This is a genomic window from Tsukamurella serpentis (assembly GCF_054780975.1).
This window is the reverse complement of sequence record NZ_BAAGVH010000007.1, coordinates 93,431-119,608: the sequence shown is the minus strand read 5'-3', so window position 1 is coordinate 119,608 and position 26,178 is coordinate 93,431. Positions and strand designations below refer to the sequence as shown.

The window sequence follows — 26,178 nt, the reverse complement described above, 5'->3', positions numbered from 1 at the left end:
GCCGATGGTACTGCACTCGTGAGGGTGTGGGAGAGTAGGACACCGCCGGACTAAAATTAGATACAGGATGAAGGCCCTTGGGGATCGTGTCGAGCACTCTTGAGTGCTCCACCCCCAGGGGCCTTCGCCGTGTCCACGTACAGTAATAGTGTGAGTCGCCTCGGGGGCGACGGGAAGCAGGTGCAACGTGGCAGCTGAGTCGAACGGCGACCGCCGGCAGCGTGCGGGATTCACCAATCCCGCTGATCGGGCGAACCGGAAGAACAGCGAAGATTCGTCACGTGCCGGCAGCGATGATCGCTTCGCCGGGCGCGGCCAGGACCGCCGCAGCACCGGCGGCGGACAGCGACGCGGCACCGCCGACGGAGACCGTCGCGCGAGTGGCGGTGACCGTCGGAGCCCCGACCGTCGCAATTCCGCGGACCGTCGGAGCGACGACCGTCGGGGATCCGAAAGATCCGGGGGAGACCGCCGCGGGTCCGCAGGCCGGCCGTCCGGCGACCACCGCAGTGCCGGAGGTCAGCGACGCAGCGCCGGCGGCGGCGATCGCCGAGGCGGACGGTCCGCCGGGGCCGGTCCAGGACCCCGCAACGGCGCCCGTCCAGCAGGTCAGAACGGCCGCACCGGAAACGGATTCCAGCGCGACGACAAACGAACCGAGCGTCCTCGCACTCGCGCCGGTGAACCGCCGATCCCCAACGACGTCGATCCGAAGGAACTCGATCCCGCCGTCCGGAGGGACCTGCTGAGCCTGGACAAGAACAATGCCGAGCTGGTCTCGTCCCATCTGGTGCTCGCAGGCCGGCTGCTCGACTCCGATCCGGCAGCCGCGCTCGCGCACGCCCGCGCGGCACGCGAACGGGCCGGCCGCATCGCAGCCGTCCGTGAGGCCTGCGGCATCGCCGCGTACATGAACGGTGAATGGTCCGAGGCGCTCAGTGAGCTGCGCGCGGCCAAGCGCATGGGCGGAGCGGTGAACCTGCTGCCCATGATCGCCGATAGTGAGCGTGGCCTGGGGCGACCCGAGAAGGCGATCGAGACCGCGCGCGGCGATGAAGCCGCAACCCTCACCGGCGACGACCGGACCGAGATGCGGATCGTCGAAGCCGGTGCCCGGATGGACCTCGGGGAGTTCGACAAGGCCGTCGTCACCCTCCAGGCCGAGGATCTCGATCCTGCGCGCCGGGGATTCCACGCAGCCCGCCTGTTCTACGCCTACGCCGAGGCGCTGCTCAGCGCGGACCGCCGAGCGGACGCGCTGATCTGGTTCCTCAATGCGGCAGCCGCCGACGAGGACGAGTTCACCGACGCCGAAGACCGCGTCGCCGAGCTCTCCGACGACGAATGACGGCGCATCAACGTCTCGCCGACGATTACGACCGGCTGCTCGTCGATCTCGACGGGACCGTCTACGCGGGCGCGGTCGCCATCACCGGAGCGGCTACCGCACTGCGGTCACTGCCGGTCACCTACGTGACCAACAACGCCAGCCGGTCACCGGCGGAGGTGGCGCAGCACCTGCGGGAACTCGGTTTCGACGCGCCGGATGAATCGGTGGTGACCAGTGCGCAGGCCGGCGCGGGCCTACTGGCCACACTGGTCCCGGCGGGCACACCGGTACTCGTGATCGGCGCTCCGGCGCTGCGGGACGAGGTGCACGCCCGCGGGCTCAAGACCGTCGACCGCGCCGAGGACGCCGCCGCCGTCATCCAGGGACACAATCCGGAGAACGGGTGGGCACAGCTGTCCGAGGCGGCGCTCGCGGTCCGCGCCGGCAACCCGTGGGTAGCCACGAACACCGACGCCACGCTGCCCGCCGAACGCGGCCTGCTGATCGGCAACGGCTCCATGGTCGCCGCCGTCCGCAACGCCACCGGCCGCGATCCGCACGTCGCCGGCAAACCCTTCGCCCCCATCTTCGACGACGCCGTCCGGGCGAGCGGCTCGCAGCGGCCCCTCGTGGTCGGCGACCGACTGGACACCGACATCGAGGGCGGCAACACCATCGGCGCCGACTCGCTGCTGGTGCTGACCGGCGTGAACAACGTCTCCGATGTCGTGGCCGCTCCGGATCTGCACCAGCCGACCTACGTCTGTGACGACCTCACCGGACTGCTCCAGCCCCGCCAGGAGTCCGTTCCCGGTCCACGGCCCGGCTGGACGGCCACCGTCGACGGCGACGACCTGATCCTGACCGGCGCCCCCGGCGCCGATCGAGCGCACGCCAAGTTCGTGGCCATCCGCGCGGCCCGCGAACTCCCCGAGGAGCGTCGCGCCGGTCTGCGGCTGACCATCCGATAGCGTGGTCGCCGTGGATGGAACCGAGCCCGGAGCGCAGACCCGCGACGACGATCCCGCCTCGGTGCGGACCGCGGTCGAGGACCTCATGCATCGGGTCGATGAACTCCAAGCGCAGCCGGTCACCGACACCGGCCCCGTCGCGGGAGTCGGGGAGCTCGCGACACTCGGTCGCCAGGCCGTCCTGTTCGAACAGGCGCACCAGCTGTTGGTCGACGCCCTCGACACCGTGGATCGGGCCTGATGGCGCGCAGGGTACGACTCGACGCCGAACTGGTCCGTCGCGGTATGGCCCGCTCCCGCGATCACGCACGGCAACTGATCGAGGCGGGCCGGGTCACCGTGAACAAGCAGGTGGCACGCAAGGCCGCCAACCAGATCGACCCTGCTGATCCGGTGCACGTGACCGCCGTCGAGGGCGAGACGCAGTGGGCCTCGCGCGGCGCGCACAAGCTCCTCGGCGCTCTCGACGCCTTCCCAGAGGCCGTCGTCAAGGGCCGGCGGTGTCTCGACGCCGGAGCCTCCACCGGTGGCTTCACCGACGTGCTGCTGCACCGCGGAGCCGAGCGCGTCTACGCCGTGGACGTCGGCTACGGAGAGCTGATCTGGCGGTTGCGCGACGACCAACGGGTGACGGTGCTCGACCGCACCAACGTCCGCACTGTGCAGCCGGAGACCTTCGACGGCCCCGTCGACCTGGTGGTCGGTGACCTCTCGTTCATCTCGCTGACCCTGGTGCTCCCCGCGCTCGCGCGCTGTACCGCCCCCGGCGCCGATCTGCTGCCCATGATCAAACCGCAGTTCGAGGTGGGCAAGGGCAATGTCGGATCCGGGGGCGTGGTGCGCGAACCGCGACTACGGGCCGCGGCTGTGCGCGCGGTCGCGGAGTCGGCCGCGGACCTGGGCCTGCAGACCCGTGGCGTGACCTTCAGCCCGCTCCCCGGCCCCTCCGGCAACGTCGAGTACTTCCTGTGGCTGCGCCGCGTGGACGGCCCGGTGCGGTTGCCCGGCGATCTGGACGAGATGATCATGACTGCTGTGACGGAGGGCCCGCAGTGACGACCGGTGAACGCACGTTCCTCGTGGTGGTGCACACCCGGCGCAGTGATGTGCAGCGCACCGTCGAGGAGATCCGCCGGCTGCTCGATGCCGCCGACGTCTGCATGAAACTCGAGAGCGACGTCACCGAGGCTCCCGACGACGCCGCCGTGGGTTGCGAGGTGGTCGTCGTGCTCGGCGGCGACGGCGGTTTCCTGCGGGGCGCCGAACTGGCCCGCCGTGCGGACGTCCCGATCATCGGCATCAACCTCGGACACGTCGGCTTCCTCGCCGAATCCGAGGTCGACACCGTGCCCGAGACCATCGACGACCTCGTGCACCGGCGCTACACCGTGCATCCACGGATGACACTCGACATCGCGATCCACGACGGGGACCGACTCGTCGCCCAGGGCTGGGCACTCAACGAGGTGTCGGTGGAGAACCGGTCCCGGCAGGGCCTGCTGGAACTGGTCACCGAGGTCGACGACCGGCCCGTCTCCCGGTTCGCCTGCGACGGGGTGCTGGTGGCCACACCCACCGGATCGACCGCCTACGCCTTCTCGGCCGGCGGGCCGGTGATGTGGCCGGATCTGGAGGCTCTGCTGATCGTGCCGAGTAACGCCCATGCGCTGTTCGCGCGCCCCATGGTCACCAGCCCCCGGTCCACCGTGGCGATCGAGGTCGAGGGCCGGCAACACGAGGCGATCGCCTTCTGCGACGGCCGTCGCACCCTGGAGGTCCCCGAACGCGGACGGATCGAGATCCGGCGCGGCCGCGAACCGGTGCGGTTCATCAAACTGGGGGCGGCGCCGTTCACCGACCGCCTCGTGCACAAGTTCGAGCTGCCCATCACCGGGTGGCGGGGCCGCCCGGACGGCGGCGAGGGTCGCACCGGCCGACGGAACGGGGGATAGCACCGATGCTCGAGGAGATCCGCATCTCGTCGCTGGGCGTCATCGAGCAGGCCACAGCGGAATTCGCACCGGGCCTGACCGTCCTCACCGGCGAGACCGGTGCGGGCAAGACCATGGTGGTCACCAGCCTGCACCTGCTGGCCGGTGCTCGCGCCGATCCCGGCCGGATCCGCTCCGGCGCGGAGAAAGCCGTGGTGGAGGGCCGGTTCTCGCTGGCCGGAGCCAGTTCCGCTGAATCCGTCCGGCAGACCGTCGACGATGCCGGCGGTGAACTCGACGACGACGCTGTGATCGCGGTGCGCAGCATCGCCGCCGACGGTCGCTCGCGCGCCTATCTCGGCGGGCGCAGTGTCCCGGCGGGCACTCTCTCGGAGTTCGCCGGACCGTTGCTCACCGTGCACGGCCAGAACGATCAACTCCGACTGCTGCGCCCCGAGCGCCAACGCGACCTGCTGGACGCCTTCGCCGGTGCACCCGCGGCCAAAGCGCTGCGCGGCTACCAGCGGGTCCGCGATGAATGGCTCACCGCCCGTGCGGAACTCGCTGACCGAACCACACGCTCTCGGGAACTCGCGCTGGAACAGGACCACCTGACCGCCGCCCTCGCGGAGATCGACGGGGTCCAGCCGGTCGCCGGGGAGGACACCGAGACGGTGGAGCGGATCAAGCGCCTCTCCGACCTCGACAGCCTGCGCGAAGCCGCCGACACGTCCTACGCGGCACTGACCGGCGGTGGTTACGGCGGCGACGCCGAGGGTGCGGGTGCCGTCCTGGACCTGCTCGGCACCGTCCGCGCGGCGCTGTCCGGCTCCGACGACCCGGCACTGCGGGTACTCGCCGAGCGGGTCGACGAGGCGGCCACCGTCGCCGCGGATGTGGCGACCGAGCTCGGCACCTACCTCACGGACCTGCCCAGCGACCCGTCGGAGCTGGAAGCGTTGCTGTTGCGGCAATCCGAACTCAAGACCCTCACCCGCAAATACGCCCCGGACATCGACGGCGTGATCGCCTGGGCCGGCCAGGCACGTACCCGGCTGGCCGGGATCGACACCTCCGCCGAAGGCCTCGCTGCCCTCCAGGCCCGCGTCGGCGAACTGGAACAAGCACTGTCGACGGCCGCCTCAGCGCTGACCGCCGTGCGGGTGAAGGCGGCCGGTGCGCTCGGCAAGAAGGTCACCGGAGAACTGCGCAAGCTCGCCATGGGCGGCGCGTCGATCAGCGTCGACGTAGCCCCGGACACCGACGAATCCGGGATCGTCGTCGACGGTGCCGCCCGACGCGCCGGTGCGCACGGCACCGACCTGGTCGAGTTCCGGCTCATCGCCCACGACGGCGCGAACCCGCAGCCGATCGGCCGATCAGCGTCCGGCGGCGAGCTCTCCCGGGTGATGCTCGCCCTGGAAGTGGTTCTGGCGGCCACCGAAAAGGGCCTGACGATGGTCTTCGACGAGGTCGACGCCGGGGTGGGCGGCAAGGCCGCGGTCGAGATCGGGCGGCGCCTGGCAGTGCTCGCGCAACGCCATCAGGTGATCGTGGTGACCCACCTACCCCAGGTGGCCGCGTTCGCCGACACACACCTGACGGTGGGTAAGCAGACCGGGAAACGTTCGGTCACCTCGACGCTGACGGCCCTCTCGCGCGAGGAGAGGATCGCCGAACTGGCCCGGATGCTGGCCGGTCTCGGCGACTCGGACACCGGTCGCGCGCACGCGGAGGAACTGCTCGACGCCGCGGACAGCGACAAGGTCGCACAGATCGGAGTGCACGCCGGGCAGTAGCCGTGAGCGCCTGGGGCGTCAGCGGGCGTGGGCTGCGATGGTCTCGGAGTGATCGGGCCGGTTCACCAGCACCGGACACGGTGCGTGGTAGATCAGGTGCCGGCTCACCGAGCCCAGGAATCCACCCGCGATCTCGCCGCGCCCGCGGCTGCCCACGACCACGACCCGGGCGTCCGAGCACTGGTGCACCAATGCCTCCGACGGGCCGTTCGTGGACAGGACGGTGGTGACGGTGACTTCGGGGAACTCCTCGCGCAGGACGTCGATGCTGCGCGCCACCACCGCCTCGTGCGAGGGATCCGCACCGGCGTGCACCGCGACCAGCTCCGCCCGGTAGCGCCCGGCGAGCTCGAAGGCGGTCCGGAGGGCTCCGGCACTCAGCTCGGAACCGTCGACCCCGACGACGACGGGGCCGCGTGTCCGACCGGAGCCGGCCTCGCCACGCACCACGGCGACCGGGCTGTGTGCATGACCGACCACCTCCATCGCCGTCGAACCGACCAGCACCCGCGACAGCAGACGTGCACCGGTGCTGCCGACCACCGTCATTACGGCGGTCCGGGACAGGAAGCACAGTAGGCGGGACGGGCGGCTCCACCCGAAGACGCGTTCCACCCGGAGCTTCGGGAACGCCGCGGAAACCGCGGCGGCGGCCTCGTCGAGACCGGTGACCGAGCGCTGGTGCAGATCCTCGAAGAAGGCCTCGGAGAACCCAGGATTCAGACCGGTCGCGGGGGCGGCGTCGTCATCGGCGCCGGTGGCCAGAACCAGCGGCAGGCGGCGCGCCTGGGCTTCACGCGCCGCCCACAGAGCGGCACGGACCGAGCGCTCGGAACCGTCGACACCCACCAGCACGTGCGGATCACGGACAGGTGGGGGGAGCACTCCGTCCAAGGACCGGACCTGGAACACGCTTGAAGCACCTCCTTCGCACCGGAACCGGTGCCACCACGATGACGGCGCGGCACCGATCCGGATCATTCGAGTCTAATTCCGGTGCATCGGCCACCTCCATTCGATCGTCCTGAATTCCAAGGACTGTTCTCCGGACATGATCGGGACGAAAGTCCGGGGGAAGGTTCCCCTGAGAATTGCTGAAAGCCTGGTGAGAGGCTGTTTTTCCGATCCGGAACGGGCATTGTTCCGGGATTGTGTGAAAACGCGGTGGTCATCGTGGATCGAGAATTGACTTAGCGTAGTACAGGTGAACGCACAAAGAGTTTCGGTGACCGAGGACTACGCCGGCGAATTGGACGAACTGTCCAGCTTGACCGGCGCCGACAAGGGTGACGACGGGGCCTGGCGGCAAGGCTATCCTTATGATCGCAAGCTCAGTCGCAAGGAGTACGAGGAGACCAAGCGGCTCCTGCAGATCGAATTGATCAAACTCCAATTGTGGGTCAAGGAATCCGGCGCGAAGGTGTGCATCGTCTTCGAGGGACGCGATGCCGCAGGAAAGGGTGGAGCGATCAAACGTTTCACCGAACACCTCAATCCGCGTGGCGCTCGGGTGGTCGCCCTGGAGAAGCCGACCGACATCGAACAGACCCAGTGGTACTTCCAGCGGTACGTCAGTCATCTTCCGTCCGGCGGGGAGATCGTGCTCATGGACCGGTCCTGGTACAACCGGGCCGGCGTGGAACGGGTGATGGGGTACTGCACCCCGCGGCAGTACACCGAGTTCCTGCGCGAGGCGCCCCAGTTCGAGCGGATGCTCACGGGTTCGGGCGTGCACCTGATCAAGCTGTGGTTCTCGGTCGGCCGGGACGAGCAGCTGGCGCGGTTCCAGAACCGCCGGACCGATCCGGTGCGCCGCTGGAAGCTCTCGCCCACCGACCTCGCCTCGTTGGACAAGTGGGACGCCTACACCGAGGCGAAGGAGGCGATGTTCTTCTACACCGACACCGCCGATGCTCCGTGGACGGTGATCAAGTCGAACGACAAGAAGCGCGCCCGCCTGGAGTCGATCCGGCACGTGCTCGCGCAGTTCGACTACCCGGCCAAGAGTCTCGAGGTGGTCGGTACGCCGGATCCGTCGATCGTGGGCCCGGCCTCGGTGATGCTGGAGGCCGACGGGTCCGACGAGTGACCCGCGGGAAGCCGGTGCGAGGCGCTGCGCGGTCGGGGATCGTTTGGGGACCACTGACGATTCCTGCGCTGCGAGTTGCACAGAGTTTCTTCTGTTATCGGCGCGCCTAACGTGATTCGTGTGACTGGCGGGGCAGGATGTGCGGCATGAAGCTCACTGGCCTGCTGTCCCGCAACACGTCGAACCTGCCCGGCGTCACCGGCACCGCCCGGGTCGACAAGGACACCACGCGACTGCTCGGCCGCATCGGCCGCGGCGACATCGTGGTGTGCGACGAGCTCGACCTCGACCGGACCACCGCCGACCTGATGGTCGAGGCGGGGGTCGCGGCGGTGGTCAACGCCTCGCCGTTCATCTCCGGCCGCTACCCGAACCTGGGTCCCGAGGTGCTCACCGCCGCCGGGATCGAACTGGTCGACGACGCCGGCGTCGAGGTCTTCTCCCGCATCAAGGACGGTGCCAAGGTGCGCGTGCACCAGGGCGTCGTCTACGCCGGTGAGCGCGAACTCGCCGAGGGGGAGGAGCTCACCGACAGCGCCGTCACCTCGCGGATGCTGGCCGCCCGCTCCGGTGTGGTCGATCACCTGGAGGCCTTCGCCGGTAACACCGTCGAGTTCATCCGGGTCGAGTCGCCGCTGCTGATCGACGGCGTCGGCATCCCCGATGTCGAGGTCAACCTCAACGAGCGGCACGTGCTGGTGGTCTCCGACGGACCCGACCACGCCGAGGACCTCAAGCGGCTCAAGCCCTTCATCAAGGAGTACGCACCGGTTCTGGTCGGTGTGAACCGCGGCGCCGACGCCCTGGTCAAGGCCGGCTACCGGCCCGATCTGATCGTCGGCGATCCCGAGATGATCACCACCAACACCCTGCGCTCGGGTGCGCAGGTGGTGCTCCCCGCCGCACCGGACGGCCACGCGCCCGGCCTGGAGCGGATCCAGGACCTCGGCATCGGAGCGATGACCTTCCCGGCCACCGGCTCCGCCGCCGACCTCGCACTGATCATCGCCGACCATCACGGTGCCTCGCTGATCGTCTCCGTCGGGCACTCCGCCTCACTGGAGGAGTTCTTCGACGCCGGACGCCGCGAGTCGAACCCGTCGACCTTCCTCACCCGGCTCAAGGTCGGCACCAAGCTGGTCGACGGTAAGGCCGTGGCGACCCTGTACCGCAGCCGTGGACACGGCGGTGCGATCGCGCTGTTCATCCTCGCCGCGCTGGTGGTGGTCGTGGTCGCCGTCCTGGTCTCCAACCAGGGACACGACCTGCTGCAATGGGCCATCGACCAGTGGAACCGCTTCGCGCTCTGGGTCCAGGGCCAGTTCCGGGCACTGTAGGTGGCACGCCGCCTGCGCTCGCCCGGCGCCCGGCGTCCCGCGCTGTTCTGGGCCGCGGTGCTCCTGGCCTTCGCAGTGGGCATCGCCCTCGGGGGTGGTGTGCTGGCGCGGTTCACCACCGACGCCGACATCAAGGAGCTGCGCGATCAGGTGGAGCAGCTGGAAGAGTCGAACCGGGCACTGACCGACCGGTCCCGGGCGGCTGAGGCCTTCGCCGAGGAGGCCGCACCGCAGGCCCTGGCCCGTGGTCTCGCCGGGATACCCGTGCTGATGGTGCTCGCACCCGACGCCGACCGCGAGGACGCCACCCGGATCCAGCAGCGGATCACCCAGGCCGGCGGCACCGTCGCCGGCGGCCTGACCCTCACCGATGCCTGGTATGCGCAGGACCAGTCCGAACGGCTGCGCGGCGTCGTCGACAACGCCGCACCCGCAGGGGTGCGGATCGACCCGTCGATCGTGGACCCGCGCGCACGCGCGGGTGAGCTGCTCGGCACCGTCCTACTCGCCAAGCGCGAGGTCGCGCCACCGTCGAACGGCCGTACCGACGCCCTCGCCGCCCTCAAACAAGCCGGATTCGTCACCTTCGACGGCCCGACGGTACCCGGCGCGCGTGCGGTGGTCGTGGTGACCGGCGGCTCCGTGTCCGGTGACCGCGCCGGCCAGGGGCAGGCCATCGGGCGGCTCGCGGCCGGGCTGTCGCGCCACGGTGACGGCGCCGTCCTCGCCGGGCGCAGCGGATCCGCCCAGGGAGCGGGCTCGATCGTGGTGGTGCGCCAGGACCGCGAACTCGCGCCGAGGCTGGCCACCGTGGACGACGTGGACACCACCGTGGGGCGGGTATCGACCGCGATGGCGCTCATCCAGGCGACGCGCGGCGACATCCGGGCATACGGAACGGGCGTCCGCTAACGGCAGGTGATAGGCTGAAGTCCCGTACAAGAAGCAGGTTTGTCCGCTCGAATACGGGAGTCTCGTTGCCCTCTCCTCGCGTCGGCGCGCGTGTCGCCACGAAGCACATTTTCGTCTCCGGGGGCGTTGCGTCCTCGCTGGGTAAAGGCCTGACCGCCTCCAGTCTGGGACAACTTCTCACCGCGCGCGGGCTGCGCGTGACGATGCAGAAGCTCGATCCGTACCTCAACGTGGATCCGGGCACCATGAACCCGTTCCAGCACGGTGAGGTCTTCGTCACCGAGGACGGGGCGGAGACCGACCTCGACGTCGGCCATTACGAGCGCTTCCTGGACCGCGACCTCTCCGGTATCGCGAACGTCACCACCGGCCAGGTGTACTCCGCCGTCATCGCCAAGGAACGTCGTGGTGAGTATCTCGGGGACACCGTCCAGGTGATCCCGCACATCACCGACGAGATCAAGTCCCGCATCCTCGCGATGCAGGCCCCCGACTCCGAAGGCATCGTCCCCGACGTGGTGATCACCGAGATCGGTGGCACCGTCGGCGACATCGAATCGCAGCCCTTCCTCGAGGCCGCACGGCAGGTGCGCCACGACGTCGGACGCGACAACGTCTTCTTCCTGCACGTCTCGCTGGTCCCGTACCTGGCCGCGTCGGGTGAGCTCAAGACCAAGCCGACCCAGCATTCGGTGGCCGCGCTGCGCAGCATCGGTATCACCCCGGACGCGTTGATCCTGCGCTGTGACCGCGAAGTCCCGCAGGGCCAGCGCAACAAGATCGCGCTGATGTGCGACGTCGACATCGACGGTGTCATCTCCTGCCCGGACGCCTCCTCGATCTACGACGTGCCCAAGGTCCTGCACCGCAACCAGCTCGACGCGTACGTGGTGCGCAAGCTGGGCCTGCCCTTCCGGGACGTGGACTGGACCGTGTGGGGCGACCTGCTGCAGCGGGTGCACGAGCCGCGGGAATCGGTGAACATCGCGCTGGTCGGCAAGTACATCGACCTGCCGGATGCCTACCTCTCGGTGACCGAGGCTCTGCGCGCCGGCGGCTTCGGGAACTGGGCGAAGGTCAACATCTCCTGGGTCGCCTCCGACGACTGTGAGAGCGAGGCCGGTGCAGCCGCCGCCCTGCAGGACATGGACGGCATCCTGATCCCGGGTGGATTCGGCATCCGCGGTATCGAGGGCAAACTCGGCGCCATCCGCTACGCCCGCAAGCGCGGTGTGCCGCTGCTGGGTCTGTGCCTGGGACTGCAGTGCATCGTGATCGAGGCCGCCCGCTCGGCCGGCCTCGACGGTGCCAGTTCCGCCGAGTTCGACGCCGAGACCGAGTTCCCGGTGATCTCCACCATGGCCGATCAGGAGCAGGCCGTGGCCGGCGAGGCCGACCTCGGCGGCACCATGCGGCTCGGCGCCTACCCGGCCTCGCTCGAACGCGGCTCCATCGTGGCCACCGCCTACGGTGCCACTGAGGTCTCCGAGCGGCACCGTCACCGCTTCGAGGTCAACAACGGCTACCGGGACAAGATCGCCGAATCCGGCCTGAAGTTCTCCGGCACCTCTCCGGACGGGCACCTCGTCGAGTTCGTCGAATACCCCAAGGAGGTGCACCCGTTCCTGGTGGGCACCCAGGCGCACCCGGAACTGAAGTCGCGTCCCACCCGCCCGCATCCGCTGTTCGCCGCCTTCGTCGGCGCGGCCCTGAAGTACCGGGCCGAGCTGGAACTGCCGGTGGGCGTCAGGACCGCCGCGCACGAGGTACCGTCGGAGGATGACCACGCAGATGACTGAGCAGCTTCACCGCTTCGAAGCGCTCACCAGCGAGGACGTGTACGAAGGGCCGATCTTCGCGGTGCGCCGCGATGAGGTCTCGATGCCCGGCGGTGGCAGCGCCCTGCGCGACGTCGTCGAACACGACGGGGCGGTCGCGATCGTCGCGATGAACGACGACGGCGCGATCGCGATGGTCAACCAGTACCGGCACCCGATGGGGCGGCGGCTGCTGGAGATCCCGGCCGGCCTGCTCGACCACTCCGGCGAGGAGGAGCCGGTCTGCGCCGCACAGCGCGAACTGGCGGAGGAGACGGGCCTGGGGGCGCGGGACTGGCACGTGCTGGTCGACCTCGCACCGTCGCCCGGCTTCACCGACGAGATGGTGCGTGTCTTCCTCGCCACCGACCTGCGCTACTGCGAGATGGCCGAGCAGGAGGACGAGGAACTCGACATGACCGTCGAGTGGGTGCCGATGCCGGACGCGGTCCGGATGGTGCTCTGCGGGGAGATCGTGAACTCCACCTCGGTCAGCGCGATCCTCGCCGCCACCATGGTCACCGACGACGACACACCGCTGCGCTGTTCCGACGCGCCCTGGCCGGGGCGCCCCACCGCGCTCGCGGCCCGCAAGGGCCGGCCCGTGGAGGGCGAGAAGTAGCGTGTCCACCGGTGCGGTGCTCGACGATCAGCTGCGCGCCTACATCGATCACCTCACGGTGGAACGCGGTGCCGCCGCCAACACCCTCAGCAGCTACCGGCGTGATCTGGCGCGGTACCGGCAGTACCTGGCCGGTCTCTCCGTCGGCGACCTCGCCGATGTCTCGCAGGACCAGGTCAGCGGATTCCTGGTGGCGCTGCGCGAGGGCGATGACGAACACCTTCCGTTGGCCCCCAGCTCCGCGGCCCGATCCCTGATCGCGGTCCGCGGCCTGCACCGCTTCGCCGCCGCCGAGGGGATCACCTCCGGTGACGTGGCCCGCGAGGTACGCCCACCGGCGGCGGCCAAACGCCTGCCCAAGGCACTGCCGGTCGAGCAGGTGATCGCGCTGCTGGAGGCCGCCGGGGGAGACTCCGACGCCGATACCCCGTCGAAACTGCGCGACCGCGCGATGCTGGAGCTGCTGTACTCGTGCGGTGCCCGGATCTCCGAGGTCACCTCGCTCGACGTGGACGACATCGACGCGGCATCCCGATCGGTGGTGCTACTGGGCAAGGGCGGCAAGCAGCGAGTGGTGCCGATCGGGCGGCCCGCGCTGGCCGCGATCGAGGCCTACCTGGTGCGAGGCCGGCCGGCACTGGTGAAGAAGTCGAACCCGGCACTGTTCCTGAACGTGCGTGGCGGTCGGCTGTCGCGGCAGTCGGCGTGGCAGGTGCTCTCCGCCGCGGCGGAGCGGGCCGGGATCGACACCGGAACCACCCACGTCTCGCCGCACACGCTGCGTCACAGCTTCGCCACGCACCTGCTCGAAGGCGGAGCGGACGTCCGAGTGGTGCAGGAACTGCTCGGCCACGCCTCGGTGACCACCACCCAGGTGTACACGCTGGTCACGGTGCAGGCCCTGCGAGAGGTGTACTCCCAGGCCCATCCGCGGGCGCTGGGCTGAGCCGTAGAATCGGCTGGCGCGCGCGGCGGTGCATCCGCCGATGCCCGCCGCGCATTAGGGTGTTGAGGAACGGTGAAGGAGGTGGGCCAGTGGCGGCAGCGCCGGACGCGGAGAACCCCGGCCTGGACCTGGGCGAGCTGCAGCACCACCACGCGCCGCCCCGGGCAGCGCAGCAGGAGCAGGGCCTCGACGCCACGGGACGCCCCCGCGTCGAGTTCCCGGAACCGTCACCCAAGGCGACGCACGGCCCCGCCCGCGTGATCGCGGTGTGCAACCAGAAGGGCGGCGTGGGCAAGACCACGACCACCATCAACCTGGGTGCGTCCCTCGCGGCGTACGGCCGGCGGGTACTGCTGGTGGACCTCGACCCGCAGGGCGCGCTGTCGGCCGGACTCGGGGTCGCGCACCACGAACTGGAACTGACGGTGCACAACCTGCTGATGGAGTCGCGGATCTCCACCGATGACGTGCTGCTGCGCACCCGGGTGGACGGCCTGGACCTGCTGCCCTCGAACATCGATCTGTCCGCGGCCGAGATCCAGCTGGTCAACGAGGTCGGCCGGGAGCAGACCCTGGGCCGGGCGCTGTACCCGGTGCTGGACCGCTACGACTACATCCTCATCGACTGCCAGCCCAGCCTCGGGCTGCTCACGGTCAACGCGCTGGCCTGTGCCGACCAAGTGCTGATCCCGATGGAGTGCGAGTACTTCTCGCTGCGTGGGCTGGCGCTGCTCACCGACACCGTCGACAAGGTCAAGGATCGATTGAATCCGCGCCTGAACCTGGCGGGCATCGTGGTGACCATGTTCGACTCGCGGACCCTGCACTCGCGCGATGTGATGGCGCGAGTGGTGGAGGTCTTCGGTGATGCGGTGTACCACTCGGTGATCTCCCGGACGGTCCGGTTCCCGGAGACCTCGGTGGCGGGGGAGCCGATCACCTCGTGGGCGCCCAAATCCACCGGTGCCGGGGCTTACCGCGCGCTCGCGCGCGAGGTGATCGCGCAGGAGAAGTGACCCCCGCCGATACCGAGCCGATCGAGGCGACCGAGGTCGCAGCGCCGACCGAGTCGACCGAGGAGACCGGGGCCGCGGATCAGGCGTCCGGGTTCACCGTGAAGCTCGCGAACTTCGAGGGGCCGTTCGACCTGCTGCTGCAACTGATCGGCGGCCACCGTCTGGACGTCACCGAGGTCGCGCTGCACGTGGTGACCGACGAGTTCATCTCCTACACCAAGGCGCTCGGCGCGCAGGCCGGCCTGGACCAGACCACCGAGTTCCTGGTGGTCGCGGCGACCCTACTCGACCTCAAAGCCGCACGCCTGCTGCCCGCCGGTGAGGTGGAGGACGCCGAGGACCTCGCCCTGCTCGAAGCGCGGGACCTGTTGTTCGCGCGGCTGCTCCAGTACCGCGCGTACAAGCGGGTCGCCGAACTCATGGCACAACTGGAGGCCAAGGCGAACCGCAGGTACCCCCGGTCGGTGGCTCTCGAGCAGCGGTTCGAGGAACTCGTACCGCCGGTGCAGTTGGGCGTCACCCCGGAGCAGTTCGCCCTGGTCGCAGCAGCCGCATTCACCCCCAAACCGGAGCCGACAGTGGGCCTCGGGCACCTGCACGTACCGAAGGTCTCCGTACCCGAGCAGGCCAGACTGATAGCCGAACGGCTGCGCAGCCGACCCGGCCACTGGGCCGGGTTCGCCGAGATCGTCGCCGACTGCGACTCCGGTATCGCGGTGATCGCCCGGTTCCTGGCGCTGCTGGAGCTCTACCGCGAACGGGCCGTCCTGTTCGACCAACCGGAGGCCCTCGAGGAACTCAAAGTGCGCTGGTCGGGGGAGAACGAGAACGACTCGCCCGGCGGCACCGTCGACGAGTACGACCAGACACCGGAGGAGCAATCGTGAGTGAGGAGACCGAGGACTTCGCCCTCGCCGAGGGCATGGAGCCGGATGAACTGCGCTCGGCGCTCGAAGCGCTGCTGCTGGTGGTCGACGCACCCGCCACCGGCGAACAACTCGGCGCCGCACTGGAGGAACCCGAGGAGCGGATCACCGCGGACCTGCGGGCGTGGGCCGCGGAGCTCACCGAACGACGTTCCGGGATGCAACTGCGCGAGTCCGCTGAGGGCTGGCGGCTCTACAGTCGTGCCGAATACGCGCCCTACGTCGAGCGGCTGCTCCTCGACGGGGTGCGGTCCAAGCTGACCCGCGCCGCTCTGGAGACCCTCGCGGTGATCGCCTACAAGCAGCCGGTGAGCCGGTCCAAGGTGAGTGCGGTGCGCGGCGTCAACGTCGACGGGGTGATGCGCACGCTCGCCGCCCGCGGCCTGATCGCCGAGGCCGGCACCGATCCGACGTCGGGAGCGGCCGCGTACTCGACGACCGACCTGTTCCTGGAACGACTGGGCCTGACCTCCCTCGACGAGCTCCCCGCGCTGGCGCCGTTGCTCCCCGAGGTCGACGTGATCGAGGATCTCAGCGCCAACCTCGACGACGAGCCCCGATTCGCCAAGCTCGGCCGCAAGAGCGCCGATGTGATCGGCTTCGACCCCGACGCCTGAGCGTCGAGTACCGAAATCGCGGGTCGCCTGCGATGATGGTCAGATCATGAACAGACCCGCTCGCCGTGATGGCACACCGGACCGCACACGAAACGACAAACCGAAGCAGGGCAGCAAGCCGCCGCAGAAGCAGGCCGGCCGTCAAGGCGCCGTTCCGCGCCTGTCCAACGCCAAACCCGCTCGCTCCCAACACGCCACACCCGCCAGCGATCCTGCGACCCCGGGTGAACAGATCCGCCTGCAGAAGGTGCTCGCGCAGGCCGGTGTCGCCTCCCGGCGCGTGGCCGAGGAGATGATCGCCGACGGCCGAGTCGAGGTCGACGGCGAGATCGTCACCGAACAGGGCCGCCGAGTCGACCCGAACACCGCCGTCGTCCGCGTCGACGGTGTGCGCGTGATGGTCAACGAGAATCTGGTCCACCTGGCTCTGAACAAGCCCCGCGGCTGGCAGTCGACGATGAGCGACGACATGGGCCGGCCGTGCGTGGGCGACATCGTCGCCGAGCGGGTCGCGGCCGGACAGCGCCTGTTCCACGTGGGACGACTCGACGCCGACACCGAGGGGCTGCTGCTGGTCACCAACGACGGTGACCTCGCGCACCGGCTCATGCACCCCTCGTACGAGGTGCCCAAGACCTACCTCGCCTGGGTGCAGGGAGAGGTGCCGCGCAGCCTGGGCAACAAGCTGCGCAGCGGCGTCGAACTCGAAGACGGCCCGGTCAAGGCGGACCGGTTCTCCGTGCTGGAGGCGTCCGAGGGGCGCTCGATGGTGCGGGTGGTACTGCACGAGGGGCGCAAGCACATCGTCCGGCGGCTGCTGGCCGAGGTCGGCCACCCCGTTGAGCGACTAGTGCGCACGCACGTCGGTGCGGTCACGCTCGGTGACCAGCGGCCCGGTTCGCTGCGCGTGCTCGGCCGCGACGAAGTGACCGCTCTCTACAAGGCGGTGGGACTGTGACCCTGGTGATCGCCATGGACGGACCGTCCGGCACCGGGAAGTCGACGGTGGCTCGGCGGATCGCGGAGAACCTCGGCGCCCGCTACCTGGACACCGGCGCGATGTACCGCGCCGCCACCGTGTGGGTACTGGACCACGAGACCGATCTGACCGATCCGGCCGCGATCGCCGCGGCCACGGCGGACCTGCCGCTGGCCATGGGCTGCGACCCGCTGGCCGAACAGGTCGAACTGGACGGGATCTCGATCACCCGCCGGATCCGGGAGGACGACGTCACCGCCGCGGTGTCGGCGGTGTCCGCGGTTCCGGAGCTGCGCCGGCAGCTGGTCGACTACCAGCGTGCGGTCGCCGCCGACGACGACTCCCCGATCGTGGTCGAGGGCCGCGACATCGGCACCGTCGTCTTCCCCGACGCACCGGTGAAGATCTACCTGACCGCCTCGGCGCAGGCTCGCGCACAGCGCCGGCACGCGCAGAACACCGAGCTGGGTCTGCCCAGCGACTACGACGAGGTGCTGGCATCGGTGCAGCGCCGCGACGGCTTGGACTCGACGCGGAAGGTCTCGCCTCTGCGGCCGGCCGACGACGCGATCGAGGTGGACTCGTCGGAGATGGACCTGGAGGAGACCGTCGCCGCGGTGGCGGATCTGGCTGAGCGTGCACTCAGCAGTGACAGCAAGGAGGTCACGCGATGAGTGACAACGAATTCGATCATGCCGATTCCGCTCCCGGAGACGGCGTCTGGGAGGACGAGGGCGATTTCGCCGCCTACCAGGACGCTGACGGCGACTTCGCCGATCTGGAGGCCGAGGCCGCCGCGGCGGTCGCGAAGCTGCCCACGGTCGCGATCGTGGGCCGACCGAATGTCGGAAAGTCGACGCTGGTCAACCGGATCCTGGGGCGCCGCGAGGCGGTCGTCGAGGACATCCCCGGAGTGACGCGCGACCGGATCAGCTACGAGGCCAACTGGGCCGGCCGGCGGTTCCTGGTGCAGGACACCGGCGGGTGGGAGCCCGACGCCAAGGGCATGCAGCAGTCGGTGGCCGCGCAGGCCGAGGTCGCGATGCGTACCGCCGACGCGATCGTGGTGGTGGTCGACGCCACCGTCGGCGCCACCGCGACCGACGAGGCCGTGGCCCGGGTGCTGCGGCGCTCGAAGGCCCCCGTCATCCTGGCTGCGAACAAGGTGGACGATCAACGCACCGAGGCGGAGGCGGCGTCGCTGTGGAGCCTGGGACTGGGGGAGCCGCACACCATCTCCGCAGCGCACGGCCGCGGTACGGGTGACCTGCTCGACGTGATCCTGGAGAAGCTGCCCGAGACTCCCCGTGAGGGGACGGGTGGCACCGGGCCGCGGCGGATCGCGCTGATCGGCAAGCCGAACGTGGGAAAGAGCTCCCTGCTCAACAAGCTCACCGGCGAGAACCGTTCGGTGGTCGACAACGTCGCCGGGACCACCGTCGACCCGGTGGACTCGCTGGTCGAGCTCGGCGGCAAGACGTGGAAGTTCATCGATACCGCGGGCCTGCGCAAGAAGGTCAACCAGGCCAGCGGTCACGAGTTCTACGCCTCGCTGCGCACCAAGGGCGCGATCGAGGCCGCCGAGGTCGCGATCGTGCTGATCGACGCCTCGCAGCCGATCACCGAGCAGGACCTGCGGGTGCTGTCGATGGTGATCGAATCCGGGCGTGCCCTGGTGATCGCCTACAACAAGTGGGACCTGGTCGACGAGGACCGCCGGTACCTGCTGGAGAAGGAGATCGACCGGGAACTGGTGCAGATCCCGTGGGCGCAGCGGGTGAACATCTCCGCGCAGACCGGGCGGGCGCTGCAGAAGCTGGTGCCCGCGATCGAGACGTCGCTGGAGTCCTGGGACAAGCGGATCCCCACCGGACGGCTCAACAACTGGCTGCGTGACGTGATGGCCGCGACTCCGCCGCCGCTGCGGGGTGGGAAGCTGCCCCGGGTGCTGTTCGCCACCCAGGCCGCCACCCGTCCGCCGACGTTCGTGCTGTTCAGTACCGGTTTCCTGGAGGCCGGTTATCGACGGTTCCTCGAGCGCAAGCTGCGTGAGGAGTTCGGCTTCGAGGGTTCGCCGGTACGGGTGAACGTGCGGGTCCGCGAGAAGCGCCCCCGGAAGTAACCGGAAACCCGCCATGAGCCAGGCTCCGGTCTCAGGGGTCCCAGACCCGGCCCCGACCGCTGCCGTCCCCCGGCGGCAGGTGGTCGCGTGGTGCACCTGGGATTGGGGCAGCGCGGCGTTCAACGCGGTGATGACCACCTTCGTCTTCACCGTGTACCTCACCGGAGCGGTCGGCGACGACCTGCCCGGGTCGATCACCGTGACCAACTGGCTCTCCTGGGCGATGGCCGCGTCGGGACTCGTGGTGGCTCTGCTCGCTCCGGTGCTGGGGGCGCGGTCGGATGCGGCGGGGCGCAGGCGGTTCTCCCTGGCGGTGTGGAGCGCTGTGGTCACCCTGTGCACCGCGGGCTCCTTCTTCGTCCGTGACGAGTACCAGTACCTGTGGCTGGGGCTGCTGCTGCTCGCGGTGGGCACCGTCGCCTTCGAACTGGCGAACGTGCCGTACTACGCGATGCTGCGGCAGGTGTCGACCCCCGCCACCATCGGCCGGGTCTCCGGGATCGGGTGGGCGTGCGGCTACCTCGGCGGCATCGTGCTGCTCCTGATCTGCAACTTCGGCTTCATCGCTGGTGACGGTCCCACGCGCGGGTTCCTGAACGTGCCCACCGAGGACGGCTTGAACATCCGGTTGGTGGCGCTGCTGGCCGCGGGCTGGTTCGCGGTCTGTGCCCTGCCGGTGCTGCTGCTGGTCCCGGAACTGCCCGCCGACCCGTCGGCCGCGCCTCGACGCGGGATCGCCGGCGCCTACCGGGACCTGTTCGCCACGATCCGTGGGATCTGGCGCGAGGACCGGAACCTGGTGTGGTTCCTGCTCGCCTCGGCGGTGTTCCGGGACGGCCTGGCGGCCACATTCACCTTCGGGGCGGTCCTGGCGCACAGCGTGTACGGGATGAGTGCCTCGACGGTGCTGCTGTTCGGGGTGGCGGCGAACGTGGTGGCCGCGACCGGGGCCGTGATCGCCGGACGGTTCGACGACCGCGTGGGGCCGAAGCCGGTGATCACCGCGTCACTGGCCGGCATGGTGATCGCGGCCTGTGTCCTGCTCGTGGTGCGCGGCGAGACGATGTTCTGGATCTTCGGACTGATGCTCACCGTGTTCGTCGGTCCGGCGCAGGCCTCGGCCCGCAGCATGCTCGCCCGGATGGCGCTGCCCGGCCGGGAGGGCCAGATGTTCGGCCTGTACCAGACCTCCGGTCGTGCGGCCTCTTTCCTGGGGCCGTCCTTGTTCGGGTTGTTCGTATGGATCTTCGGTACCGACCGGGCCGGAATCGCCGGGATCATCGTGGTCCTGCTGCTGGGGCTGTTGCTGCTCACCCGGGTCCGTGCGACCGCGGATCGCGCCCTGGGGTGATGGTCTCCTCCGGCTGGTTCCGTTGCGGTGGTGGCGGTGCCGCCGGGTCTTAGCGCGACCTTGACGCCGCCGGATCTTCCCCGCGCGCTGCGGTCCGCGTAGACCAGTAGGCGTGACTCTGATGGACGTCCTGCCCTCCCTCGCTCGCGCCGGCATCGCCCGCACCTTCGATCCTGCTCTGTGGCCCGAAGGCACCGTCATGGCCGGGGACGAACTGCTCATCGGTGGTGAGCCCGCCGCTCGGACGGGGCCCGTCCGAGCATCGTCGTCGAGTCCGGTGGCGGTGGTGTGGGTGACGCGGATGGTGCGGTCGGGCCCCGTCGTGCTGTGTGATGTCGAGGGCGCGCTGCCCACGCACGCGACCCTGGCCGATGCCGCATGGCCCGGTGCCAGTCTCGCGGGCGCGCGGATGCGTCAGCTCCTGGTCCGCGGCGCACACGGTGTCCGGCTCGCGGCCCGCGTGGAGGTGCCGGCGGACGTTCCCGTGGATGCTCTGCTGGCGCTCGCACTGCGGTGGCCACGTGCCGCGGCCACCGGGGCGGGGCGGGGCTGCGCCTGACTCTCGCGCCGCGCGCCTGCTGGCGATTTCTCCTCGGCGTGACGGATGGGGTAATCTCTCACAGCACCGCGAGAGCGGCCACGGGCTGTGGCGCAGCTTGGTAGCGCACTTGACTGGGGGTCAAGTGGTCGCAGGTTCAAATCCTGTCAGCCCGACAAAGAAAAGCCAGGTCAGAGGGTAAAACCTCCGGCCTGGCTTTCTTCGTTTGACGCTCATCGTGTCAGCATCGTGTCAGTGGTCCGCGATCGTGTCTCGATCGTGTCGAGCGGCTACCCGAATAGGGCCTCGCCAGCGCGACGTAGATCGTCCTCCTGGGCGCGGGCATAGTGCGCCAGCGCCACGGCTTCACTGTGGCCGTGCCACGCCGCCGAGACGTGCAGCGGGACGTTGCGCGCGAGCATGGCCGACTCGGACGACGCCCGTAGCCCCTTGAGCGTGATCCGCCGCTGCCCGGTCGCAGCCTGGAGCCGGTCGAACTCCGCCGAGTACCAGTCGGGGGAGATCGGCTCGCCGTCCTCGCGAACACGCGCGATCACACTGCCCTCGTGGCGGCGGGCGACCCGCGCCCCGCCGAGGTGCCGCGCATCGTCGCCACGACGTGGGAAGCGATCGACGGGCTCGCCCGGCTGCTCTACCGCGAGTTGTCGATCGGGCAGGCCGACGTGGACGCCGCCCTGGGCCTGCCGGACGCTGAGCGCGACCCCGACGCCCGCGAGCACGCGCTCGCCGCGATCCGGGCCGGAGCGGTACCGGGCACGTTCTCGGTCACCTCGCCCGGCTTGACGAACTGGAAGCTCTGAGGCTGCGGCCTCGGGTGTTGCCGATACGCGACGCGGCCCCGCCGTTCTGCTCGTGGCAGTGGCGGGGCCGCGCATAGCGAGAGATTGCTACTTCTTGTCGACGCTGCCGCTGCACGAGGCGGATGCACCGACTCCGCTGGCGGTGTTCTCGATGACGACCTTGCCGTCGGCGAGAACCTGGCAGGTGATCTTGCCGTCGTCGTTCATCCCGTTCGTCGCGGACAGCGAGACGGTCTTGACGAAGCCAGTAACCTCGGTCTGCTTCTCCCACGGGAGCTTCACGCCGTTGTCCTGGGTCATGTTGTCGTTCACCGTGTAGGTGATGAGCGCCCCGGTGGCGTCGCCAGTCACCTTGTAGGTGACCTTCACGACCGTCTTCGACTCTTTGTCCACGGAGTCGACGGCGGTACCCACCACGGCCATGCAGCCGCCAAACAGGGCGACGATGAGGATGAAGATGCCGAGGAGCACCCACGGCCACTTCTTGCGCTTCTTCGGAGGCTGCTGCGGCGGGTACGGGGGCTGGCCGGGGTAGGGCTGCTGCGGCTGGTCGGTCATGGTGTCCTCGTGTTCTCGGGATAGTGACGAGGGGCACAGCGCCCCCCGCGCGTGAGCGGAAATGTACCTGACAGGTTGGACAGATTGGACGAACGGGTCGAAAAGACAACCGTGGTTGCCGAGTTTGGCGATAACGTCTGACTAATTGCGGTTGCTCCGAACGTGCTCGCCCGGCGCGGGGGAGTCCATATCCTCGGATCATGGCTGACACCTGGACTACCCGAGATCTGCCCGTCCTCCGCGCCGTGGTGGAGCTCTACGAGACCGGAGCCGGATCACAGCCATTCAGAATCGCGGAAGCGACCGGGTTCGATGAGGCGACGGTCAGTCGGGCACTGCGGGCGCTCTACCGTGAGCCGTATTTCGAGGAGCCCGCGAGGGACCACGGCGGCGAGATCCTGTTCGTGGGAGCACCGACCGGCGATGCTCTCAGAGTGGCGGGGCAGTGGCCTACGCCTGAGAACCAGCTCGACCGGCTGATTGCTGCATTCGAGGCAGTGGCAGCGGACGACACGCAACCCGAGGAGGAGCGGAGCAGGGCACGACAGCTCGGGCTGTCCCTCAAGGGTGCGCTCTACTCGGTCGCCATCGGAGCGCTTGGCGGCGCAGGCGGGAACATGCTCGCGCCCTAGACGAGTGAGCGTCCTCATCGTGTCAGCCATCGTGTCAAGACACCCCCAAACTGGTCAGATTCAGCGATACAGCGTGAACGTTCGAAACGCTCTGACCTGGACTTATTCAGACTGGCCGGACGTGGTTAGTCGCTGGTTGGGTCACTGGGGGTCAAGTGGTCGCAGGTTCAAATCCTGTCAGCCCGACAACAAAAAGCCAGGTCAGAGGGTAAAACCTCCGACCTGGCTTTCTTCGTTGGTGGGTCAGTGGGCCAACAGTGGGCCATAAGGATCGGCACGCAGTGGACGGTGGCCCAACAGCGGGCCACAGCTCACCCGAACAGCGACGCGCCTGCCCGCCGCAGATCGTCCTCCTGGGCGCGCGCGTAGTGAGCCAACGCCACCGCCTCGGAGTGGCCGTGCCACGCGGCCGAGACATGCAGCGGGACACCGCGCGCGAGCAGGGCCGATTCCGACGACGCGCGCAGGCCCTTGAGCGTGATCCGCCGCTGACCGGTCGCGGCCCGCAGACGTTCGAACTCAGCCGAGTACCAGTCCGGTGTGATCGGCTCGCCGTCCTCACGCACAGCGACCAGGCTGCGCTCGTCCCACGGCACACCGATGGCCAGGGCAAGCTCCGTCGCGCCTGACATCCGAAATGTCGAGGATCCGGTGGGCGAGGGGCTGTTGACGTTCGACCGGTCGACGGGGCGTCTGGCCTACGCGGGCGGCAACCGCGCGGCCACCGCGCGGAACGACACCGTGGAGGCACGGCTGAACGAGGTTCTCGATGCTCTCGCCGACGCGGAGGTCGACAAGGACAACAAGAATGACGGGGGCCTCATGTCGACCAAGATCAAGCAGGCCGTCGGCGGCAAGAAGGACATCACCGATAAGGCGCTGGCCCTCGCGACCGAGCGGGGACTGGCAGCCCTGCGACCCACCACGGGACGGTCCCGGCTCTATGTGATCACCGCGAAGGGCAGGGACGCGTTGAACGCGACGAACGACGGCGATCCGGTGACACTTCCCATCCCTGCTGCACAGTCCCGGCGAGCTGCCCCGTACCCCGGGCCGCGTGCGCAGAAGTAGTCCCACTGCCGCGAGATCGAAGGGGCGTAGCGTCGATAGCTCACGTCTCAGGCTCAGGAGGGGCGTTGTGCGCCTGCCGGTTACGAAAGCTATTGGGGTCAGTTACCAGTGTCTCTTGAAGTTCAGAGGTGTGCCGTATTCCGTCCGCGATCCGCTCATACTCGGCTTGATGACGCTCCCAATCGCGGTCTAGATGTTCGAGGTCGTCACCGGTGATCAACTGCGCAACCTGCTGCAAGCTTTGGAGCCAATAGGCCGGTATCGCGAACTCGCTAATTGATGCGTTCTTGAAGGTGAAGGCCACGAACAGTGCCTGGATAGTGATGAAGCGGGCTGTGTCGCGGAACTCCTGCTCGTCGGGCTGAGGGTAGAGACTCATTTCGTACCCGCCGTCGCGGTCGAACAAGAACCGCAATGTGGAGCTGGCGAGCGGGTGCGCCCACCTGCTGAGGTGCTGGTAGCACTCCCAGTGCGGTGATCGCCCACCTGGCTCACCGTCGCCCATCATCATCTCGTCGGCGAACTCCTTCGACAGCTTGTCTTTCACCCACTCATTGGAATGAATCCACCGCTCGGCAACGTCGGTCTTCTTCGCCAGCGTTCGCGCGAGACCGGCGGCCTCATACGCTCCTCGGACAGTTGCGTTCGCCTCGACGTAGAAGCCCATCGCGCACAGGTTCGCGGCGGCTTGGATGGACTGATACGCGCGCGTCAGACACGCGAGCGCCGTGATGTTGTTTGGGAACCAATGGTCAGGATCAGGGTCAGAAGCGGCGTTCAGCCCCTCCTCGATCAGCCCCATGAGGGCGTGGAGCTTTCCGAACTCTTCCCGGACCCACTGGCGCGACACCTCGTAGTTCGTCGTCGCATGAAACAGCCGGTCCTCGTCACTTCGAGCTGGCCCGGGGAATGGCCCCGGCCGCTGCCCGTTACGCGCCGCACGTCGTCGCTCCGCTCGATTCATCGATCTTCCTCTCGCTGGTTCGGATGACCCTACGCGCGAGGTCCGACAGTCTGTCTCCGTAGCTGTGTGACCGTCTCGGCGGCACCGGCCCAAACCCCGACAGTGGGCCAACAGTGGGCCAAGACGCGCAGAAACAGGCCCATACGGCGCTATACGCTCTGGACACTGAACCGCTCTGACCAGCACGTACTAGACTGAGCGCTACGCGGTTCCACATCCAGCGAGCTTCTGGGGGTCAAGTGGTCGCAGGTTCAAATCCTGTCAGCCCGACAACGATGTCCCAAGACACGATGTGTCTTGGGACATCGTCGTTTCCGGCGCGCACGGTGAGAACCGGCTAGACCCGTCGTCATCCTGCGGATCGGGGCATGATGGTGGCATGACTACTTCGGACAAGGTCGCTGAACTCGGTGCACGAGCGCTCGAAGGAGGACACCGCGCGCTGCTCGCGCTCACCGGAGGACGGTTCCCACGCCGCCTCCTGGGCATGCAGACCCTGGAACTGCACACCATCGGCCGCAAGTCCGGTCAGCGACGATCCACGATGCTGACCGCGCCGATCTACTCCGCGGAGCGCCTGGTGCTGGTCGCGTCCAAGGGCGGGCACTCCACCGACCCCGACTGGTTCCGCAACCTCGCCGCGAACCCGGACGTGGAGATCACCGTCGACGAGGTGACCACGCCGTGGACCACTCGGGTCGCCGGCGATGCCGAGAAGGCACAGCTCTGGCCGCAGATCGTCAAGGTGTACAAGGGATACGAGGGCTACCAGAAGCGCACCGAGCGCAACATCCCGGTCGTCATCTGCACTCCGCGCTGACGCCCGCGG

30 protein-coding genes and 1 tRNA gene are annotated in these 26,178 nt (G+C 68.9%); 25 read left to right on the top strand and 6 right to left on the bottom strand.

Annotation, left to right across the window (positions count from 1 at the left end):
- Window positions 1–277: 277 nt before the first annotated feature.
- Window positions 278–787 (bottom strand): hypothetical protein, encoded by a 510-nt coding sequence (locus tag ACYVHG_RS14550; RefSeq protein ID WP_461168185.1) that lies wholly within the window; start codon window positions 785–787, stop codon window positions 278–280.
- A gap of 3 nt (window positions 788–790) precedes the next feature.
- Here ACYVHG_RS14550 and ACYVHG_RS14545 point away from each other — a divergent pair, with 3 nt between their 5' ends.
- Genes ACYVHG_RS14545 through recN form a run of 6 tightly spaced genes read left to right on the top strand, consistent with a single transcriptional unit; the run spans window position 791 to window position 6,031 of the window.
- Window positions 791–1,348 (top strand): hypothetical protein, encoded by a 558-nt coding sequence (locus tag ACYVHG_RS14545; protein ID WP_461168184.1) that lies wholly within the window; start codon window positions 791–793, stop codon window positions 1,346–1,348.
- On the top strand, window positions 1,345–2,301 hold the full coding sequence (locus ACYVHG_RS14540; protein WP_461168183.1) for an HAD-IIA family hydrolase: 957 nt from the start codon (window positions 1,345–1,347) through the stop codon (window positions 2,299–2,301). Before ACYVHG_RS14545 ends, ACYVHG_RS14540 begins: the two co-directional genes overlap by 4 nt.
- Window positions 2,302–2,311: 10 nt before the next feature.
- Complete coding sequence (locus tag ACYVHG_RS14535) at window positions 2,312–2,542, top strand: hypothetical protein (protein ID WP_461168182.1); 231 nt, start codon at window positions 2,312–2,314, stop codon at window positions 2,540–2,542.
- Complete coding sequence (locus tag ACYVHG_RS14530) at window positions 2,542–3,357, top strand: TlyA family RNA methyltransferase (protein WP_461168181.1); 816 nt, start codon at window positions 2,542–2,544, stop codon at window positions 3,355–3,357. Before ACYVHG_RS14535 ends, ACYVHG_RS14530 begins: the two co-directional genes overlap by 1 nt.
- Window positions 3,354–4,253, top strand: a complete 900-nt coding sequence (locus tag ACYVHG_RS14525; protein ID WP_461168180.1) for an NAD kinase — start codon at window positions 3,354–3,356, stop codon at window positions 4,251–4,253. Before ACYVHG_RS14530 ends, ACYVHG_RS14525 begins: the two co-directional genes overlap by 4 nt.
- A gap of 5 nt (window positions 4,254–4,258) precedes the next feature.
- The gene (gene recN, locus ACYVHG_RS14520; RefSeq protein WP_461168179.1) at window positions 4,259–6,031 is read left to right on the top strand and encodes a DNA repair protein RecN; all 1,773 of its coding nucleotides are present in this window, start codon (window positions 4,259–4,261) and stop codon (window positions 6,029–6,031) included.
- A gap of 18 nt (window positions 6,032–6,049) precedes the next feature.
- Here recN and ACYVHG_RS14515 read toward each other — a convergent pair whose 3' ends face one another.
- Window positions 6,050–6,943 (bottom strand): universal stress protein, encoded by an 894-nt coding sequence (locus ACYVHG_RS14515; RefSeq protein ID WP_461168178.1) that lies wholly within the window; start codon window positions 6,941–6,943, stop codon window positions 6,050–6,052.
- 292 nt (window positions 6,944–7,235) lie between these two features.
- Between ACYVHG_RS14515 and ppk2 the strand changes: the two genes are divergently transcribed.
- The 15 genes from ppk2 to ACYVHG_RS14440 all read left to right on the top strand — a co-directional run bounded on the left by ppk2 (window position 7,236) and on the right by ACYVHG_RS14440 (window position 21,479).
- Window positions 7,236–8,120, top strand: coding sequence for a polyphosphate kinase 2 (gene ppk2 / locus ACYVHG_RS14510; protein WP_461168177.1), 885 nt, complete (start codon window positions 7,236–7,238; stop codon window positions 8,118–8,120).
- Window positions 8,121–8,266: 146 nt separating this feature from the next.
- On the top strand, window positions 8,267–9,457 hold the full coding sequence (gene steA / locus ACYVHG_RS14505) for a putative cytokinetic ring protein SteA (protein WP_461168176.1): 1,191 nt from the start codon (window positions 8,267–8,269) through the stop codon (window positions 9,455–9,457).
- Window positions 9,458–10,369, top strand: coding sequence for a copper transporter (locus ACYVHG_RS14500; RefSeq protein WP_461168175.1), 912 nt, complete (start codon window positions 9,458–9,460; stop codon window positions 10,367–10,369). It begins immediately after the preceding gene.
- A 65-nt stretch (window positions 10,370–10,434) separates the two neighbouring features.
- Window positions 10,435–12,168 (top strand): CTP synthase, encoded by a 1,734-nt coding sequence (locus tag ACYVHG_RS14495; RefSeq protein WP_461168174.1) that lies wholly within the window; start codon window positions 10,435–10,437, stop codon window positions 12,166–12,168.
- Window positions 12,161–12,808, top strand: a complete 648-nt coding sequence (locus ACYVHG_RS14490) for an NUDIX domain-containing protein (RefSeq protein WP_461168173.1) — start codon at window positions 12,161–12,163, stop codon at window positions 12,806–12,808. The genes ACYVHG_RS14495 and ACYVHG_RS14490 overlap by 8 nt, the downstream gene beginning before the upstream one ends.
- Before the next feature lies 1 nt (window position 12,809).
- Entirely contained in the window at window positions 12,810–13,754 is a 945-nt protein-coding gene (xerD, locus tag ACYVHG_RS14485) for a site-specific tyrosine recombinase XerD (RefSeq protein ID WP_461168172.1), read from the top strand.
- A 128-nt stretch (window positions 13,755–13,882) separates the two neighbouring features.
- Window positions 13,883–14,770, top strand: a complete 888-nt coding sequence (locus ACYVHG_RS14480; RefSeq protein WP_461168194.1) for a ParA family protein — start codon at window positions 13,883–13,885, stop codon at window positions 14,768–14,770.
- Window positions 14,767–15,657: a segregation and condensation protein A gene (locus ACYVHG_RS14475; RefSeq protein ID WP_461168171.1), complete on the top strand. Its 891-nt coding sequence runs from the start codon at window positions 14,767–14,769 to the stop codon at window positions 15,655–15,657. The genes ACYVHG_RS14480 and ACYVHG_RS14475 overlap by 4 nt, the downstream gene beginning before the upstream one ends.
- A gap of 35 nt (window positions 15,658–15,692) precedes the next feature.
- Window positions 15,693–16,313, top strand: coding sequence for an SMC-Scp complex subunit ScpB (gene scpB, locus ACYVHG_RS14470; RefSeq protein WP_461168193.1), 621 nt, complete (start codon window positions 15,693–15,695; stop codon window positions 16,311–16,313).
- Window positions 16,314–16,359: 46 nt separating this feature from the next.
- A complete protein-coding gene (locus ACYVHG_RS14465; protein ID WP_461168170.1) occupies window positions 16,360–17,271 on the top strand; it encodes a pseudouridine synthase in 912 nt (303 codons plus the stop codon).
- A gap of 14 nt (window positions 17,272–17,285) precedes the next feature.
- On the top strand, window positions 17,286–17,966 hold the full coding sequence (gene cmk, locus ACYVHG_RS14460; RefSeq protein WP_461168192.1) for a (d)CMP kinase: 681 nt from the start codon (window positions 17,286–17,288) through the stop codon (window positions 17,964–17,966).
- The gene (gene der, locus ACYVHG_RS14455) at window positions 17,963–19,414 is read left to right on the top strand and encodes a ribosome biogenesis GTPase Der (RefSeq protein ID WP_461168169.1); all 1,452 of its coding nucleotides are present in this window, start codon (window positions 17,963–17,965) and stop codon (window positions 19,412–19,414) included. Before cmk ends, der begins: the two co-directional genes overlap by 4 nt.
- Window positions 19,415–19,427: 13 nt before the next feature.
- A complete protein-coding gene (locus tag ACYVHG_RS14450; RefSeq protein WP_461168168.1) occupies window positions 19,428–20,765 on the top strand; it encodes an MFS transporter in 1,338 nt (445 codons plus the stop codon).
- 121 nt (window positions 20,766–20,886) lie between these two features.
- Window positions 20,887–21,324, top strand: a complete 438-nt coding sequence (locus ACYVHG_RS14445; RefSeq protein WP_461168167.1) for a hypothetical protein — start codon at window positions 20,887–20,889, stop codon at window positions 21,322–21,324.
- 81 nt (window positions 21,325–21,405) lie between these two features.
- Window positions 21,406–21,479, top strand: a tRNA-Pro gene (locus ACYVHG_RS14440).
- 114 nt (window positions 21,480–21,593) lie between these two features.
- Here ACYVHG_RS14440 and ACYVHG_RS14435 read toward each other — a convergent pair.
- Window positions 21,594–21,860: a hypothetical protein gene (locus tag ACYVHG_RS14435; RefSeq protein ID WP_461168166.1), complete on the bottom strand. Its 267-nt coding sequence runs from the start codon at window positions 21,858–21,860 to the stop codon at window positions 21,594–21,596.
- A gap of 9 nt (window positions 21,861–21,869) precedes the next feature.
- Between ACYVHG_RS14435 and ACYVHG_RS14430 the strand changes: the two genes are divergently transcribed.
- Window positions 21,870–22,124 carry a hypothetical protein gene (locus ACYVHG_RS14430; RefSeq protein ID WP_461168165.1) on the top strand — a complete coding sequence of 85 codons (255 nt, stop codon included), beginning with the start codon at window positions 21,870–21,872 and terminating at the stop codon, window positions 22,122–22,124.
- Window positions 22,125–22,211: 87 nt separating this feature from the next.
- Here ACYVHG_RS14430 and ACYVHG_RS14425 read toward each other — a convergent pair whose 3' ends face one another.
- Entirely contained in the window at window positions 22,212–22,682 is a 471-nt protein-coding gene (locus ACYVHG_RS14425) for an MmpS family transport accessory protein (RefSeq protein ID WP_461168164.1), read from the bottom strand.
- A gap of 200 nt (window positions 22,683–22,882) precedes the next feature.
- Here ACYVHG_RS14425 and ACYVHG_RS14420 point away from each other — a divergent pair, with 200 nt between their 5' ends.
- A complete protein-coding gene (locus ACYVHG_RS14420; protein WP_461168163.1) occupies window positions 22,883–23,314 on the top strand; it encodes a hypothetical protein in 432 nt (143 codons plus the stop codon).
- Window positions 23,315–23,625: 311 nt separating this feature from the next.
- On the opposite strand, the gene ACYVHG_RS14415 is transcribed toward ACYVHG_RS14420, so the two are convergent.
- Window positions 23,626–23,946 (bottom strand): hypothetical protein, encoded by a 321-nt coding sequence (locus ACYVHG_RS14415; protein ID WP_461168162.1) that lies wholly within the window; start codon window positions 23,944–23,946, stop codon window positions 23,626–23,628.
- A gap of 19 nt (window positions 23,947–23,965) precedes the next feature.
- Here ACYVHG_RS14415 and ACYVHG_RS14410 point away from each other — a divergent pair, with 19 nt between their 5' ends.
- Complete coding sequence (locus tag ACYVHG_RS14410; protein ID WP_461168161.1) at window positions 23,966–24,385, top strand: hypothetical protein; 420 nt, start codon at window positions 23,966–23,968, stop codon at window positions 24,383–24,385.
- Between the two features lie 40 nt (window positions 24,386–24,425).
- Here ACYVHG_RS14410 and ACYVHG_RS14405 read toward each other — a convergent pair whose 3' ends face one another.
- Entirely contained in the window at window positions 24,426–25,349 is a 924-nt protein-coding gene (locus ACYVHG_RS14405) for a hypothetical protein (protein WP_461168160.1), read from the bottom strand.
- A gap of 379 nt (window positions 25,350–25,728) precedes the next feature.
- Between ACYVHG_RS14405 and ACYVHG_RS14400 the strand changes: the two genes are divergently transcribed.
- Complete coding sequence (locus tag ACYVHG_RS14400; protein WP_461168159.1) at window positions 25,729–26,169, top strand: nitroreductase/quinone reductase family protein; 441 nt, start codon at window positions 25,729–25,731, stop codon at window positions 26,167–26,169.
- Window positions 26,170–26,178: the final 9 nt, after the last annotated feature.

Excerpts from the sequence above, each read along its gene's own strand:
- ACYVHG_RS14550 (WP_461168185.1), bottom strand. The coding sequence starts at position 787 with ATGGGACGAGACCAGCTCGGCATTGTTCTTGTCCAGGCTCAGCAGGTC.
- ACYVHG_RS14540 (WP_461168183.1), top strand. The coding sequence starts at position 1,345 with ATGACGGCGCATCAACGTCTCGCCGACGATTACGACCGGCTGCTCGTC.
- ACYVHG_RS14530 (WP_461168181.1), top strand. The coding sequence starts at position 2,542 with ATGGCGCGCAGGGTACGACTCGACGCCGAACTGGTCCGTCGCGGTATG.
- recN (WP_461168179.1), top strand. The coding sequence starts at position 4,259 with ATGCTCGAGGAGATCCGCATCTCGTCGCTGGGCGTCATCGAGCAGGCC.
- steA (WP_461168176.1), top strand. The coding sequence starts at position 8,267 with ATGAAGCTCACTGGCCTGCTGTCCCGCAACACGTCGAACCTGCCCGGC.
- ACYVHG_RS14490 (WP_461168173.1), top strand. The coding sequence starts at position 12,161 with ATGACTGAGCAGCTTCACCGCTTCGAAGCGCTCACCAGCGAGGACGTG.
- scpB (WP_461168193.1), top strand. The coding sequence starts at position 15,693 with ATGGAGCCGGATGAACTGCGCTCGGCGCTCGAAGCGCTGCTGCTGGTG.
- ACYVHG_RS14465 (WP_461168170.1), top strand. The coding sequence starts at position 16,360 with ATGAACAGACCCGCTCGCCGTGATGGCACACCGGACCGCACACGAAAC.
- cmk (WP_461168192.1), top strand. The coding sequence starts at position 17,286 with ATGGACGGACCGTCCGGCACCGGGAAGTCGACGGTGGCTCGGCGGATC.
- der (WP_461168169.1), top strand. The coding sequence starts at position 17,963 with ATGAGTGACAACGAATTCGATCATGCCGATTCCGCTCCCGGAGACGGC.
- ACYVHG_RS14450 (WP_461168168.1), top strand. The coding sequence starts at position 19,428 with ATGAGCCAGGCTCCGGTCTCAGGGGTCCCAGACCCGGCCCCGACCGCT.
- ACYVHG_RS14445 (WP_461168167.1), top strand. The coding sequence starts at position 20,887 with ATGGACGTCCTGCCCTCCCTCGCTCGCGCCGGCATCGCCCGCACCTTC.
- ACYVHG_RS14425 (WP_461168164.1), bottom strand. The coding sequence starts at position 22,682 with ATGACCGACCAGCCGCAGCAGCCCTACCCCGGCCAGCCCCCGTACCCG.
- ACYVHG_RS14420 (WP_461168163.1), top strand. The coding sequence starts at position 22,883 with ATGGCTGACACCTGGACTACCCGAGATCTGCCCGTCCTCCGCGCCGTG.
- ACYVHG_RS14415 (WP_461168162.1), bottom strand. The coding sequence starts at position 23,946 with ATGTCAGGCGCGACGGAGCTTGCCCTGGCCATCGGTGTGCCGTGGGAC.
- ACYVHG_RS14405 (WP_461168160.1), bottom strand. The coding sequence starts at position 25,349 with ATGAATCGAGCGGAGCGACGACGTGCGGCGCGTAACGGGCAGCGGCCG.
- ACYVHG_RS14400 (WP_461168159.1), top strand. The coding sequence starts at position 25,729 with ATGACTACTTCGGACAAGGTCGCTGAACTCGGTGCACGAGCGCTCGAA.